The sequence below is a fragment of the Accumulibacter sp. genome (assembly GCF_023806625.1).
Lineage (GTDB): Bacteria > Pseudomonadota > Gammaproteobacteria > Burkholderiales > Rhodocyclaceae > Accumulibacter.
On the sequence record NZ_JAMTDX010000027.1, the window covers coordinates 90,255 to 103,161 of the forward strand.

Sequence of the window (12,907 nt, forward strand, 5' to 3'; positions counted from 1 at the left end):
AACCCGGTTCAGGCTTCGGCTTCGCCGAGCTGGATGGCGATCTGCTGCTCGGCGAGGCTCCAGTAGTGCGTGGCACAACCCTGGAAGCCATCCTTTTCGGCGATGAAATAGGCGGCCGACTCGATCATCCGGTAGCGTTCTTCAGCGCCCGGTGCGGCCGACGCTGAGTGGGCGGGAGCCTCTGAAGCGGTCAGCGCAGGTTCTTCGATGGCCTCAGCCACCGGTGCCGCGGCGGCAACGACCGGCTCCTGCGCTACGGGCGCCTCGATGGCCGGTTCGGCCGGACGGCGCCTTGCCCTGCTGACCGGGAGTGGCACCTCGCCTTCCGGGGTCGCGGCGACAGCCGTCTTTTTCGCAGCGGGCTTCTTCTCTGCGCTCGTCGGCGCTGCCTTGGTCGTCGCAGCGGTCTTGGCCGGCGCGTCGACCGCCGAGACGGCGTCGGCTGGGGCCGCGCTGGTCCTCGTCTTCCTGGCGGCCGGGGCTTTCTTGGTGGTAGTCTTCTCTTCGGTCATCATCATTCCTTTGCCTGGGGTGTCCGCGGGGTGTTCGCCAGCAGGCACTGCGCGCGACGCGTCCTTTTCTGCCTACGGGTGGAGCATAGGAAAATCATCTGTTCCGGTCAAGGTTAATCGACGGTTCGCCGGGCGGCCGACTCTTCGCGGTGCTCTGCTGGCAGTTCCGAACCAGGGAATCATGAGGCCCGGGTCTCTTCGGGCCCAGGCGGAGGCGGCGTCGCCGGTGTGCGGCGTGGCGGCAGCAGGAAATCCCTGGGGTGCCGTTGCAGATGCCCGAGCACCGCTCGCGCCAGCGGCTTCCACTGGGAGTCGGCGACCTGGCGTGAGCGCAGCGCGACGTCGAGCGCGAGCGCGAAGCTGACGCTCAGGTTCATCACGCCGATCGCTGTGTCGCCGAGCACTGCCCAGACGAACAGCCAGGGGTCGGGGGCAAAATCGAGGCCAACACCCGCCACCCCGACGAAGGCCGACGAGAAGGCGACGTGGCGGATGTCGATTGGCAGGCCGGTGAGCAGCCCGAAGAACGTCGTGCCCCCGAGCAGGAAACCGAAGAGCAGGTTGCCGGCGAGCGCGCCGAGGTTGTCACCGACGTAGGCCGCGACTCGTCGCATTCGCGCATCCCCGAGCAGACGTCTTGGCCAGCGGAGCTGGAGAATGCGCTCGGGTATGCGGTTGTACGCCGCGTAATTGTCGTAGTAGCCGCTGATCAGGCCGGCGATGAACAGGCAGACCCCGGCAATCGCTGCGTAGAAGACCGCTCCGCTATGCACGAGGCTCTGTTCGTCGAGCAGATGCTGCGACTTGTCGGCGCTGGTGAAGTGCTCGCCAGTGATCCCGTACACGGCCAGCGCGATCAGCGCCGCCACCGGTATGGCGACACAGACGTTGCCGAGAATCGCCACGATCTGGCTGCGGCAGGTCCGCGCGATCAGGTCGGCGAGCCGTTCGAGTTCGCGAAGTTTGCCGCCGCCTTCGCTGACACTCGCGGCGATCGCGTTGGCGGTCATTGCCGGCTGCTTGGTGGCCACGGTTCCGCCAAGGATGTGGATCAGGCAGAAGCCGATTCCGTAGTTCAGGCAGAAGGCGATCGCTCCGGTCAGCGGCGGCATGTTGGCCTTGGCGAGCAGGATCTTGAAGCAGGCCATGAAGGCGATCACCAGACCGCCGACCATCGCCGAGCGGGCCATCGCCCAGTATTCTTCGCGAGTTTCCGTGATGTAGTGCTCGCCGTGGCGGCTGGCGTTGTCGGTCACGCGCAGCGCGATCAGCTCGGTATTCTGCCGCCAGTGGCGCCAGAGGTTGTCGCGCAGGCATTCGTCGCGGACGAGCTGGGTGAACAGGCTGACGATCGGCGGATACACCGATCCGCCCTGTGCGTCGTTCTGCAGTGCGGCAAGAATGTCGAGCAGCTGTTCGCTGCGCCTGAGCAGTTGGCGCAGGCGCAGCAGCTCGTAGGTCAGGCGGATGCTCGTCCCGTTGCGCGCGGCGTTGCGACGTACGCGTTCGATGACCGCCGCGCACTGCGCAAGGAGCACACGCAGTTGGCGGTCGTCGCTCTCGGGCGGCGCCGGCTGGCCCCAGTTCTTCAGGTAGGCGTCGACGTAGGCGAGGATTTCCCGGTTTTGCGCGACGAACGGCGACTCGTAGGTCTCCAGCGCCGGCTCGAGGCGCAGCAGCTCGGGCTCCATGCCGCAGGCGGCGATCCAGTAGGAGAGCATGCGCAGCGCGCGCAGCAGGTCGGCCAGTGCCTGCGGCGGCGTTTCGCTCGGCGGCGTTTCGGCGAAGCGCAGGGCGTCGATGAACTGAATCCAGACGTCCTCGCCGACACCGAGAACCCAGTGACGGTCGCTGGATCGGTTGAAGGCCTTGCGCAGGACGCTGCGCAGCAATCCGGGATCGAGGACTTCGGGAAGCAGCGCATGACCGATACGCCGCAGACTCTCCGAGACGAATCCGGTACTCGGCAGGATACCGGTCGAGGTATAGAGATCGGCGTGCCGGTAGTTCTGCGCGAGGCTGCCGAACGCGGCGCGCACGGCCGCGCGCAGTGCCGGCTGGTTGCCCAGGATGTAGCAGACTGCCTGCAGGTTTCGTCGCGCCGACGCGAAGTCGCCGGCTTTGGCCGGCCGGATTTCTGCGACCAGCCGGATCAGCAGGTCTTCCGGGTCGGCCTTCGGATCGGCGAAACGGCGGAGGAGTTCTTCCATGGTCTCTCGAGTCACTGGCGTACCCGCCGGATGCGGCGGGAGCGCTGGCTGCACGCCGGGCGCGCGGCGTCGATTACAATCGGGCATGTTAGCAAACAATCCCAGGCGAGCCGTTCTCGCCGCCTCGCCGACCGATGATCATCGTCCTTTCCCCGGCCAAGACCCTCGACTACCTGACGCCGCCGACGATCGCCGACTGCACAGAGCCGGTGTTCCTCGATGACGCCGAGGAACTGATCGGCATCCTGCGCAGGCTGTCACCGGCCGAAGTGGCCAGCCTGATGCAGATCAGTGACCCGCTCGCCACGCTCAACGCGGCGCGCTACGCCGACTGGCGCCGGCCTTTCACTCCGGAGAACGCGAAACAGGCGGTACTGGCGTTCAACGGCGACGTCTACGAGGGCCTCGACGCCGTTTCGCTGCCGCCGGCTGATCTGCGCTTTGCCCAGGACCGCCTGCGCATCCTTTCCGGCCTCTACGGGCTGCTGCGGCCGCTCGACCTGATCCAGCCCTACCGGCTCGAGATGGGCACGCGTCTGGCCAACGCGCGCGGTCGGGACCTCTACGCGTTCTGGGGCCGGCGGATCGGCGATGCGCTGGCTTCTGCGTTGCGCGATGGTGGTGGGCGAGTGCTCATCAACCTCGCGTCGGAGGAGTACTTCCGGGCGATCAGACCACAGGATCTGCCGACGCCGCTGATCCAGCCGGTTTTCGAAGACTGGAGCGGCGGCAGGTTCCGGGTGGTCAGCTTTCACGCCAAGCGGGCACGCGGTCTGATGGCCCGCTTCGCTGTGCTCAGCCGCCTCGCCGACGAGCATGGACTCAAGGACTTCGCGGGTGGCGGCTATGCGTACAGCAGCGAGTCGTCGACGCCTCTGCGCTGGGTCTTCCGCCGGCGCCAGAAGACCTGAGCGGGCCGCACCGGGAGCGGCGCCAGGTTTGGCGCGGGCCGGCGAATCGCTTAGAATCGCAGCCCTGCTTCGGGAGGATTGCCCATGTACGGAGGACTCGTCGACTGGCCCTGGTGGGGTTATGTTGTGGCGACGCTGGTGATGACCCACCTGACCATTGCCTCGGTGACGATCTTTCTCCACCGGCATCAGGCACATCGCGCGCTCGATCTGCACCCGCTGATGGCCCATCTCTTCCGCCTCTGGCTGTGGCTGAGTACCGGCATGGTCACCCGCGAGTGGGCAGCCGTGCACCGCAAACACCACGCGCGCTGCGAGACTCGCGAGGATCCGCACAGCCCGCAGATCTACGGCATCCACCGGGTGCTCTGGCTGGGCGTCTTTCTCTACGTTCGGGAAGCCTTGAACCCGGAGACGATCGAACGCTACGGCCGCGGCACTCCCGACGACTGGATCGAGAGGCACCTGTATACGCCCTGGCACAAGCTGGGAATCGTCATCATGCTGGCCATCGACGTGCTCGTCTTCGGTGTCGTCGCCGGGCCGACGATCTGGGTCGTGCAGATCGCCTGGATCCCGTTCTGGGCGGCCGGGGTGATCAACGGTCTTGGCCATTACTGGGGCTACCGGAACTTCAATTCGCCCGACGCGAGCACGAACCTCTGCCCCTGGGGCATCCTGATCGGCGGCGAGGAACTGCACAACAATCACCACAGTTTCGCCACTTCGGCGCGTCTGTCGAACCGCTGGTACGAGTTCGACATCGGCTGGCTGTACATCCGTCTCCTCGCCGGAGTCGGGTTGGCGCGGGTCAAGAAGGTCGCGCCTCGCCCCCGCGTAGGGCAGCCGAGACCGGTCGTCGATTTCGATACCGTGCAGGCGGTGATCATCAACCGCTACGATGTGCTCGCCCGTTACGCCCGTTCGTTGCGCCAGATGTATCGTGACGAAGTCGGCCGGCTGCAGGACGGAAAGCGTTTCCGGGGGCTCAAGCGGTGGCTCGCTGCCGATGCGGCGTCTGTGCCGCAGGAACTGCGCGAGCGGCTGCAGGGCCTGCTCGGCGAGAGCCGTGCGCTGGCCACGGCCTACGCGATGCGCCAGGAACTGGTCGCCGTCTGGGAGCGGTCGACGGCTTCACGCGAGCAGGTGCTTCACGCACTGCAGGACTGGTGTGAGCGCGCCGAGAGTTCGGGCGTCCGGCAGTTGCAGGATCTCTCGCGGCGCCTGCGCAGCTACGTCCTGGCCTGAGCGGCGGTGCTGACGCAGTCCCTGGCGCGCGCCGCCTTTGCCCTGCTCGCGGTGATCACGCTCGCGCTGAACGCGGCCGGGTTGCTGATCGGCGAGTGGTTCCGCGTGCAGCCGTGCCCGTTGTGCATCTTCCAGCGCCTGCTCTACCTGCTGATTACCGTGCTCGCGCTGGCCGGCGCGCTGCTTCCCGGATGGCGACGGCTGTGGGCTCTGCTGCTCGGCCTCGTCGCGGCCGGTGGTCTGGCGACCGCCGCCTACCAGAGCTGGCTGCAGTTCTTCCCCGATCCGGCGCTCGACTGTGGATTCGGCGAACCGACACGGATCGAGCAGATCGTCGACTGGTTCGGCGTCCGCTGGCCGGCGCTGTTCATGGCCACGGGATTCTGTTCGAGCCAGGACTGGGTGTTCCTCGGCCTGACCATCGCCAACTGGTCATTCTTCAGTTTCCTTTTCCTGCTTGCCACGGCCGTGTGGCTACTGGCCGCACGCCCGGTGCCGCGCCGTCCAGCCTGACGGCTTCGCCAGCGCGGCAGGAGCGCCCGGGCTCAGCCGTGGCCGGTGCTGCCGAAGCCCGAGTCGCCGCGCGAGGTAGCGGCGAATTCCTCGACGACGTTGAACGAAACCTGGAGGACGGGGACGACGACCAGCTGCGCGAGGCGGTCGAGCGGCTGGAGAACGAACGCTTCGCTGCCGCGGTTCCAGGTCGAGACGATGATCTCGCCCTGATAGTCCGAGTCGATCAGACCGACGAGGTTGCCGAGGACGATCCCGTGCCGGTGGCCAAGCCCGGAGCGCGGCAGGATCAGCGCGGCTAGTCCGGGGTCGGACAGGTGGATGGCGATGCCGGTCGGGACCAGTCGCGTGTCGCCAGGCTCGAGGCGCAGCGGCCCGTCGATGCACGCGCGCAGGTCGAGGCCCGCCGAGCCCGGCGTGGCGTACTGCGGCGGGTTGTCGCGCAGACGCGGGTCGAGCAGACGGACGTCGATTCGGCGACGCATCGCGTTCATCGGCGCCGCTCGAGCAGCTGGCCGATCCGTTCGACGAGCTGCCGGGCGAGCTGCAGTTTCGATGCGGGTGGCAGCGGATGCTGGCCTTCGTCGTCGAAGAGGATCAGCCGGTTGCTGTCCCCGGCGAAGCCGTCCTGGATCAGGTTGCCGGCGATCAGCGGGATCTTCTTGCTGCGCCGCTTGCTCTCGGCGTACTCGGCGAGCCGTTCGCTCTCCGCGGCGAAACCGACGCAGAGCGGCGGGTCGGGCAGTGCCGCGACCTCGGCGAGGATGTCCGGATTGAGCACGAGGTCGATCGTCGGCGCCTGCGCTTGCCCACCCTTCTTGATCTTTTCGGTGAGCGGCCGGGCTGGCCGGTAATCGGCGACCGCGGCCACGGCGACGAAGACGTCGGCGTCGCGGACATGGCGATGAACCGCTGCGTGCATCTCGAGCGCGCTGGTCACCGGGACACGCGTGACTCCGGGCGGGCAGGCGAGGCTGACCGGTCCGGAGACGAGAGTGACCTCGGCGCCGGCTTCGCGCGCCGCGCGGGCGATCGCGTAGCCCATCCTGCCGGACGACAGGTTGGTGATCCCGCGCACCGGGTCGATCGCCTCGAAAGTCGGCCCCGCGGTGAGCAGCACGCGCCTGCCGGCGAGCCGCTTCGGCTGGAAGTGGGCGACGAGTTCGGCGACGATCTCCGCGGGTTCGAGCATTCGTCCCGGTCCCGATTCGCCACAGGCCTGGTCGCCCGACGCCGGTCCGAGGATCACGACGCCGTCGCCACGCAGCGTCGCGACGTTGCGGCGGGTCGCCGGGTTTTCCCACATCTGGCGGTTCATCGCCGGCGCGACGAGCAGCGGACAGTCGCGGGCCAGCGCGAGCGTGCTGAGCAGGTCGTCGGCGAGTCCGTGGGCCAGTTTGGCGAGGAAGTCCGCCGAGGCGGGGGCGACGAGCAGCGTGTGCGCCTCGCGCGAGAGATCGATGTGGGCCATGTTGCTGGCCACCCGCGGATCCCACTGATCGCTGAACACGGGCTTTCCCGAGAGCGCCTGGAAGGTGACCGGGGTCACGAAATGCGTCGCCGCATCGCTCATCACCACCTGCACCGACGCCCCTTCTGCGCGCAACAGGCGGACGAGCTCGGCAGCCTTGTAGGCGGCGATGCCTCCGGTCACGCCGAGGACGATTCGTTTGCCAGCGAGTTCCATCTTCAGGCTCCGTGCGCCCGATCCGCGAATGCCAGAGCGCATTCTACCCGACCGCGCACGGGCAGCGGGTGGTGCCCAGTCTCGACGGCGCGCTGCGCAGACCGCCGCTCCGCGCTGTCGGGGCGGGACGATTTCGGTGGTCATCGGCGACGCGGTGTGGCGGCACACTCTGCCTGTACGGACGCGAGCGTGCAAGTTCGCTAGAATGGCCGGCCTGGGGTGTGGGGTATCGATCGGGAGGAATTGCCGATGGCGATCAGCGACTGGCCGGAGGACGAGCGACCGCGCGAAAGACTGCTCGCTCACGGGTCGGCGGCCCTGTCGGACGCCGAGTTGCTGGCCATCTTCCTGCGTGTCGGCAGCAAGGGCAGGACGGCCGTCGACCTGGGCCGCGAGCTCATCACCCGCTTTGGCGGCGTGAGCCGCCTGCTCTCGGCGAGCGCGAGCGAACTCGCCGCGGTGCACGGAATCGGTCCGGCCAAGTACGCGCAGTTGCAGGCGGTCCTCGAGATGGCGCGGCGTGCCCTCGGCGAAGAGATGCGTCGCGGGATCGCCTTCGCCTCGCCGGGGTCGGTGCGCGACTACCTGCGTCTCCACCTCGCGGGGCTGGAGCACGAAGTGTTCTTCGCGCTCTGGCTCGACGCCCAGAACAGGCTGATCGTCGCCGAGGAACTCTTCCGTGGCAGTCTCACGCAGACCAGCGTCTATCCGCGCGAGGTGGTCAAGAGGGCGCTGCATCACAACGCCGCGGCGGTCGTCCTCGCGCACAACCATCCCTCGGGGGTCGCCGAACCCTCCCGGGCCGACGAACTGCTGACCAGCGAACTCAAGCAGGTGCTCGCGCTCGTCGAAGTCCGCGTACTCGACCACTTCATCGTCGCAGCGCAGTCGCCGCCCCTGTCATTCGCCGAGCGCGGGCTGCTCTGACTGGCGAAGGCACCGCACGGCTCGGGTAAAGCGCTGTCGGCAGCCGGTGCGGTAGCGATCGGACGACCGAAAGCGCTTGAAACGACCCGCTTCGATCGGCTAGAATCGCGCGCTTCACATCGCCGCAACAGGAGTAGCCGTCATGGCGCGTGTTTGTCAGGTCACGGGCAAGGGCCCGATGGTGGGGAAGAACGTTTCCCACGCCAACAACAGAACGAAGCGCCGCTTCCTTCCGAACCTCCAGTCGCGCCGCTTCTGGGTCGAAAGCGAGAAGCGCTGGGTGCGGCTGCGCGTTTCCAGCGCTGCGCTGCGCACGATCGACCGCAACGGAATCGATGTGGTGCTCGCCGAACTGCGCGCACGCGGCGAGATCTGAGAGGAGGGTCAGCCATGCGTGACAAGATCAAGCTCGAGTCGACCGCCGGTACCGGCCACTTCTACACGACGACCAAGAACAAGAAGACGATGCCCGGCAAGATGGAGATCAAGAAGTACGATCCCAAAGCTCGCAAGCACGTCATCTACAAGGAAATCAAGCTCCGCTGACGGTCTTCGTCAGCGTCACTCCACGCGGGTCGCCGAGGCGCAGCTTCCGACGCACGTGCATGCCCTCTGCGTCTTGGCTTCCTCTCCCACGAGGTGAGGCTACTGCGCAGCCTCGACCAGACGACGGGCCCTGACGCCCCTGGCGAGGGTGTCCAGGACAGCCACTGAATCCTCCCAGCCGAGGCAGGCGTCGGTGATGCTCTTGCCGTACTCGAGCGGCTGGCCCGGCACGAGATCCTGCCGTCCTTCGGCGAGGTGCGACTCGATCATCATCCCGATGACCCGTTTCTCTCCCGCGGCGAGCTGATCCGCCGTGTCCTCGACGACCGCGATCTGTTGCTTGAAACGCTTGTTGCTGTTGGCGTGCGAGGCATCGATCATCAGGCGGGCGGCCAGACCGGCGCTGGCAATCTCCCGGCATGCCGATTCGACGTGCGCCGCGTCGAAATTCGGTTCCCGGCCGCCGCGAAGAATCACGTGACAGTCCTCGTTGCCGCCTGTTGACACGATCGCCGAATGTCCGGCCTTGGTCACCGAGAGGAAGTGGTGCGGCGATTGCGCCGCACGGATCGCGTCGATGGCGATGCGGATGTTGCCGTCAGTCCCGTTCTTGAAGCCGACCGGGCAGGACAGGCCCGAAGCGAGTTCGCGGTGCACCTGCGATTCGGTCGTCCGGGCGCCGATCGCTCCCCAGGCGATCAGGTCGGCGGTGTACTGGGGCGTGATCGTGTCGAGGAATTCGGTCGCGCAGGGCAGGCCCATGTCGTTGATTTCGAGCAGCAGACCCCTGGCGAGGCGCAGACCTTCGTTGATCCGGAAGCTGTTGTCGAGGCGGGGATCGTTGATCAGGCCTTTCCAGCCGACTGTCGTGCGGGGTTTTTCGAAATAGACGCGCATCACGACCAGCAGGTCCTGCTCGAGGCGCCGGGCTTCCTTGTGCAGCCTGGTCGCGTATTCGACGGCCGAATCCACGTCGTGAATCGAACAGGGCCCGATGACCACCAGCAGGCGGTCGTCGGCACCGTGGAGGATTCGGTGAATGGCTTGCCGCGTGTTGTAGGTCGTCAGTGCCGCACGGACGCCGACCGGGAACTCACGGAACACGTGCGCCGGCGGGACGAGTTCCTTGATCTCCCTGATCCGTACGTCGTCGGTGTTCGGTTTGCTCTGCAAGGACATGCTCCGCTCTCCGGAGTTGCGGCCCGATTCGGCCAGAGGCGAGATTCTAATGGAAATGCCGGCCGGCAGCGCGGCGCCGGCAGTGGCCGCAGCCTGCGTGTACCCTTGTCCGACGGTCTTGCTTCAGACGACAGGGAATGCGCTCGAACGATCTCCGTCATGCTGGCAGGATGCCCAGCAGATCTCTTGCTGTGAGCGGCGGAAAGTCCGCGACATGAACCTCGTCAGCTGTGCTGACACACCGCTTCGCCTTCTGGCTGGCTTCCCGCCGTCGTGCCTGCCTGACAAGGCTGCTCTGGAGATCCTCACGCGGCGGAAATCGGGCCGGGCAAAAGTCGATCGCGGAATATGGGCCTTGACCGAGTATTGACGAAGAGCCGTGGAATTACTAAACTGCGCAGCCTCGCGTTCCTCGATAGCTCAGTCGGTAGAGCGACGGACTGTTAATCCGCAGGTCCCTGGTTCGAGCCCAGGTCGGGGAGCCAAAGAATCAGATACTTAGCCTCCGTCACAGGCCGGGCTTTTTTTCTGGGCTAGCACCGGGCTAGCACGCCGAGGAAAAAACAGCCCTCGTGGTCTGGCAGAACGCCCGCCAGGTAGGAGCGCTGACGCCATCCTTTCGGCCATCGGAATCATCAGGACGAGCACGGCCTTTCCATCCTGAGCGCTGGCCACAATCGCCGCCGGTCACCATCACCGTGTTGGCGTAGGTCTCGCCGCCGTTGGCCGCGAGCGCCACTGCGGTCCGGTCGCTGTCAGACTCAGGCGCCAAGGCCCGGCAGTACCACGCGGTCAAGGAGGCGCACTTGGCGCACCTCATCAAGATCGACCTCGAGAGCGAGCTTTTCAGCTTCAGCATCGACGAGCAGCGCCAACGTCACCTGGAGCGGCTGGACGGCAAGCTGCTGCTGGTAACCAACACCGACGCGCCGGCTGCCGAGGTGATCAGCCGCTACAAGAGCCTGGCTGACATCGAGCGCGGGTTCAGGACGCTCAACAGCGATATCGAGATCGGGCCGATGTACCACCGGCTGCCGCGGCGCATCCGAGCGCACGCGCTGATCAGCTTCATGGCGCTGATCCTGCACCGGGTGCTGCGCATGCGGCTGAAGAACCCCCAACCGCGAGGAGTCCCCCGCACGGCTGCTGGAAGCCCTCAAGCGCGTCCAGCAGCAGGCCGCCACCACCGCCGACGGCCAAGTGGTGCGCGGTGTGACCAAACTCGCCCAGCAGCAAAAGGGACTGCCTATCCCTCGTTGCGCGCCACCGGCCGGAACACGTTGCCAGGCAAGCTCTTCATCACGTCGTCCAACGCGCTCTTGTTGCCGAGTTTGGAAGGCAGCATCGACGCCTTCAGCGCCAGCGCGTCCAGTTCCGTGCCGCAGTAGGTCACACCGTTCTCGGTTCGCGGCCTCTCGGTCGGCTTCATCGGCACCAGCAGGATGAGGAAGTCACCGCGCGCTTTCGCTTCGTCAACCTGCCGCCGGTATTCCGCCCATTCCTCTGCCGGGGCAGCGCTCGCCGGCTCACGTAGCATGCAGATGGGTTGCCGTGACTTGGGCAGCAGCACGTCTTCCAGTCGTGCCAGGCGACGTTGGAGGGCGGCACTCACTTGCTGGCCTCCAGGGCAGAGATGCGTTGCTCCAGTTCCTGCGTCTCCAGCGCCTTGCGCCGCGCCTCGACGATCCCCGACAGCGTCGCCGCCTCTCCGGGCAGAAGGTCGCCGGCAGCAACGGCCTGCAGGATGGCAGCCTGAGCCTGAGCGACGCCTTCCGCAGACCCCGTGTCGGGCAGACACAGGAAGATCGGGCGCTCCTTCGCCACCGGAACCAGACGCTCGATGACCAGCCGTGCGGCGCTGATGTCACCTTCTTTCGCGAGATCCACCACCTTTCTGGCGATCGCATCGGCGCCTTCCTCCATCGCCGCCAGAGCGACCAGTGTCACCCGATTCCGGCTTCCTCTGGGTCGGCCCTTGGGATTACCGGACTGGCCCGGCTTCCAGCCGGGACGCAGGTTTGCAGTTGGCGTCGTCTCGCTCATTCCTTGTACCTCGACGGTGTTTCTTCAATGCTCGGTTCTTCCGTGACGCTCACGAAACCGTACCTCCGTCCAATCTCAGACCAGGCACGTTGCGCCGCATGCCGGGCGGGCTCGGACGCTTCGACGCGCCCCAGTATCGTCAGCAGTGCCCGCAGCGGCGCGTTCTCCTCATCGCCGATGGCGTCGATCGCGGCGCAGCTGTCCCGTTGGCGCTGCGCGCGCTTACGCTCGGCGGCGGTCATCGGATGGTCACCTTTGAGCGGTCGGCCTCTCTGCTTCGTGATAGTCACCATTTGCTCCGATTTTACTCTTTTTCGTGACCATCACTTTATAGTCAAGTGAAGCCCCATCCAGAACGTGTGTCCTCGCTCGGCAGTCCTTACACCAAGGGCGATCCTCGCCTCAAAATCGAGCCCGCAGGGCAACGAACTGGTCGCCCGAACCTTCCGCTCGAACCTCCAGTGTCGGGCTGATGGACATCAGATAGGCGAGCGGCTGACCGAGCAGAAACGGATAGAGCACGGCCGTCGATTGCAGCGTGGCAAGCGCCATGGCCTTGCCCTGGTAACGCAACGCCGCCTCGATGAGCCACGCGACGCTCCGCTGATCAGTCAGCTCCCTGGCCGCCAATCGCACCAGCCGCTTGCCCTTCTCGACGCGCGCAACGGCGCCCCAGTTCGCCTGAGTCTGGAGCACAGCCTGCGTGGCTCGCTTCGTGACTTCACGGTCGCCATAGACCTCACTCATGCGGCGGTGAACTTCGGCAACCGAGCAATCGCCCTGGATCGATGTGAGTCGGCCGGTGAACTCGGCGACCCTACCGAAGTAGGGATAGGCGGCAAGCGCCGCGCCCCAAGCAAATGGGGCGACGTCGGCGGGGGCTTTGGCGCCGGCGAAAAGCCTCACGCCGCGGCCGATGAAGTCAACGAGGTCAGCCCTGGGTTCCAGCACGAGCGCATTCAGCTTCGTTTGGGTCTTGGCCAGCGCTTCCTTGCCCAGACCTGCGGCCTTCAGCTGCGCACTGAGCTCTTCCAGGCTGCCCTTCTCCGCGCGCACCCCGACTGCGGCCGCCACCCAGTCGATCCGGATGAACCGGTCGAAGCCAATCTGAGGGGCTTTCGCGATCATGCG

15 protein-coding genes, 1 tRNA gene and 1 pseudogene are annotated in these 12,907 nt (G+C 66.4%); 8 read left to right on the top strand and 9 right to left on the bottom strand.

The features are described 5' to 3' along the window. Positions 1 to 8: 8 nt before the first annotated feature. Both NFW05_RS05775 and NFW05_RS05780 read right to left on the bottom strand, forming a co-directional pair. On the bottom strand, positions 9 to 518 hold the full coding sequence (locus NFW05_RS05775) for a DUF2934 domain-containing protein (RefSeq protein WP_295303490.1): 510 nt from the start codon (positions 516 to 518) through the stop codon (positions 9 to 11). 173 nt (positions 519 to 691) lie between these two features. Beyond that, entirely contained in the window at positions 692 to 2,722 is a 2,031-nt protein-coding gene (locus NFW05_RS05780) for a site-specific recombinase (RefSeq protein ID WP_295303493.1), read from the bottom strand. A 134-nt stretch (positions 2,723 to 2,856) separates the two neighbouring features. On the opposite strand from NFW05_RS05780, the gene yaaA reads away from it, so the two are divergent. The 3 genes from yaaA to NFW05_RS05795 all read left to right on the top strand — a co-directional run bounded on the left by yaaA (position 2,857) and on the right by NFW05_RS05795 (position 5,394). Next, entirely contained in the window at positions 2,857 to 3,633 is a 777-nt protein-coding gene (gene yaaA, locus NFW05_RS05785; protein ID WP_295303496.1) for a peroxide stress protein YaaA, read from the top strand. An 84-nt stretch (positions 3,634 to 3,717) separates the two neighbouring features. Beyond that, positions 3,718 to 4,881 (top strand): fatty acid desaturase, encoded by a 1,164-nt coding sequence (locus tag NFW05_RS05790; RefSeq protein WP_295303499.1) that lies wholly within the window; start codon positions 3,718 to 3,720, stop codon positions 4,879 to 4,881. 6 nt (positions 4,882 to 4,887) lie between these two features. Continuing rightward, positions 4,888 to 5,394 carry a disulfide bond formation protein B gene (locus NFW05_RS05795; RefSeq protein ID WP_295303502.1) on the top strand — a complete coding sequence of 169 codons (507 nt, stop codon included), beginning with the start codon at positions 4,888 to 4,890 and terminating at the stop codon, positions 5,392 to 5,394. A gap of 32 nt (positions 5,395 to 5,426) precedes the next feature. Here NFW05_RS05795 and dut read toward each other — a convergent pair whose 3' ends face one another. Both dut and coaBC read right to left on the bottom strand, forming a co-directional pair. Then, entirely contained in the window at positions 5,427 to 5,879 is a 453-nt protein-coding gene (gene dut, locus NFW05_RS05800; RefSeq protein ID WP_295303692.1) for a dUTP diphosphatase, read from the bottom strand. 5 nt (positions 5,880 to 5,884) lie between these two features. Continuing rightward, positions 5,885 to 7,081, bottom strand: coding sequence for a bifunctional phosphopantothenoylcysteine decarboxylase/phosphopantothenate--cysteine ligase CoaBC (gene coaBC / locus NFW05_RS05805; RefSeq protein WP_295303504.1), 1,197 nt, complete (start codon positions 7,079 to 7,081; stop codon positions 5,885 to 5,887). A 249-nt stretch (positions 7,082 to 7,330) separates the two neighbouring features. On the opposite strand from coaBC, the gene radC reads away from it, so the two are divergent. From radC to rpmG, 3 genes are all read left to right on the top strand, one after another. Further along, positions 7,331 to 8,008, top strand: a complete 678-nt coding sequence (gene radC, locus NFW05_RS05810; RefSeq protein WP_295303507.1) for a DNA repair protein RadC — start codon at positions 7,331 to 7,333, stop codon at positions 8,006 to 8,008. Positions 8,009 to 8,150: 142 nt separating this feature from the next. Continuing rightward, positions 8,151 to 8,384, top strand: coding sequence for a 50S ribosomal protein L28 (rpmB, locus tag NFW05_RS05815; RefSeq protein ID WP_295303510.1), 234 nt, complete (start codon positions 8,151 to 8,153; stop codon positions 8,382 to 8,384). Between the two features lie 14 nt (positions 8,385 to 8,398). Next, a complete protein-coding gene (gene rpmG / locus NFW05_RS05820; RefSeq protein WP_015767232.1) occupies positions 8,399 to 8,554 on the top strand; it encodes a 50S ribosomal protein L33 in 156 nt (51 codons plus the stop codon). A 99-nt stretch (positions 8,555 to 8,653) separates the two neighbouring features. Here the strand turns inward: rpmG and aroG are convergent, their stop codons facing one another. Then, positions 8,654 to 9,733: a 3-deoxy-7-phosphoheptulonate synthase AroG gene (aroG, locus tag NFW05_RS05825; RefSeq protein WP_295303515.1), complete on the bottom strand. Its 1,080-nt coding sequence runs from the start codon at positions 9,731 to 9,733 to the stop codon at positions 8,654 to 8,656. A gap of 409 nt (positions 9,734 to 10,142) precedes the next feature. Between aroG and NFW05_RS05830 the strand changes: the two genes are divergently transcribed. Together NFW05_RS05830 and NFW05_RS05835 are read left to right on the top strand one after the other, a co-directional pair. Then, positions 10,143 to 10,218 (top strand) — tRNA-Asn (locus tag NFW05_RS05830). A gap of 261 nt (positions 10,219 to 10,479) precedes the next feature. Continuing rightward, positions 10,480 to 10,903, top strand: a pseudogene (locus tag NFW05_RS05835) (IS1634 family transposase); the annotation flags it as partial. A 76-nt stretch (positions 10,904 to 10,979) separates the two neighbouring features. On the opposite strand, the gene NFW05_RS05840 reads toward NFW05_RS05835, so the two are convergent. The 4 genes from NFW05_RS05840 to NFW05_RS05855 all read right to left on the bottom strand — a co-directional run bounded on the left by NFW05_RS05840 (position 10,980) and on the right by NFW05_RS05855 (position 12,904). Beyond that, a complete protein-coding gene (locus NFW05_RS05840; RefSeq protein WP_295303700.1) occupies positions 10,980 to 11,345 on the bottom strand; it encodes a hypothetical protein in 366 nt (121 codons plus the stop codon). Continuing rightward, entirely contained in the window at positions 11,342 to 11,776 is a 435-nt protein-coding gene (locus NFW05_RS05845; RefSeq protein ID WP_295303518.1) for a DUF5681 domain-containing protein, read from the bottom strand. Before NFW05_RS05845 ends, NFW05_RS05840 begins: the two co-directional genes overlap by 4 nt. Next, a complete protein-coding gene (locus NFW05_RS05850; RefSeq protein ID WP_287463501.1) occupies positions 11,773 to 12,018 on the bottom strand; it encodes a hypothetical protein in 246 nt (81 codons plus the stop codon). The genes NFW05_RS05845 and NFW05_RS05850 overlap by 4 nt, the downstream gene beginning before the upstream one ends. A gap of 160 nt (positions 12,019 to 12,178) precedes the next feature. Beyond that, on the bottom strand, positions 12,179 to 12,904 hold the full coding sequence (locus NFW05_RS05855; RefSeq protein WP_295303521.1) for a hypothetical protein: 726 nt from the start codon (positions 12,902 to 12,904) through the stop codon (positions 12,179 to 12,181). Positions 12,905 to 12,907 lie beyond the last annotated feature (3 nt).